The organism is Marinobacter salinexigens, from assembly GCF_008370345.1.
GTDB classification, from domain to species: Bacteria; Pseudomonadota; Gammaproteobacteria; order Pseudomonadales; family Oleiphilaceae; genus Marinobacter; species Marinobacter salinexigens.
Genome location: NZ_VTUU01000070.1, coordinates 1 through 653 on the forward strand (window position 1 = coordinate 1; position 653 = coordinate 653).

General features: G+C 64.6%; 1 protein-coding gene. It reads left to right on the forward strand.

What is annotated here, in order from left to right:
- Positions 1 to 261 precede the first annotated feature (261 nt).
- Positions 262 to 642 carry a plastocyanin gene (petE, locus tag FWJ25_RS20710; protein ID WP_188093679.1) on the forward strand — a complete coding sequence of 127 codons (381 nt, stop codon included), beginning with the start codon at positions 262 to 264 and terminating at the stop codon, positions 640 to 642.
- Positions 643 to 653: the final 11 nt, after the last annotated feature.

Below are 653 nucleotides of genomic sequence, written 5' to 3' on the forward strand. Positions count from 1 at the left end.
CTTGCTCTGATAGCTTGCTCCAGGACGTACGTACGTACGTAGATCGATCCATCGATCGCTAGCTAGCTGACGACCATGGCGTCCCTCTCCTCTGCCGCCCTTGCTCTGATAGCTTGCTCCAGGACGTACGTACGTACGTAGATCGATCCATCGATCGCTAGCTAGCTGACGACCATGGCGTCCCTCTCCTCTGCCGCCATCACCGCCCCTTCCTTCACGGCCGCGCCCGCTCGCGCAGTGGTCAGCAGGAGGTCCTTCACCGTGCGTGCCTCTCTCCGCAAGGCCACTGCCGCCGCCGCCGTGGCCGTTGCCGCCAGCGTCCTGCTTGCCGGCGGCGGCGCCATGGCCGAGGAGGTGCTGCTGGGCGCAGGCGACGGCGGGCTCGTCTTCGAGCCCASCCAGTTCACCGTCAAGGCCGGCGACACCATCACMTTCAAGAACAACGCCGGCTTCCCCCACAACGTCGTSTTCGACGAAGACGAKGTGCCGAGCGGCGTCGACGCCWCCAAGATCKCKCAGGAGGWGTACCTCAACGCGCCRGGCGASAYCKACTCCGTCMCCCTCACCGTGCCGGGCACCTACGGCTTCTAMTGCGAGCCGCAYCAAGGAGCCGGAATGGTCGGCAAGATCACCGTCAACTAAAGCTAGCTATC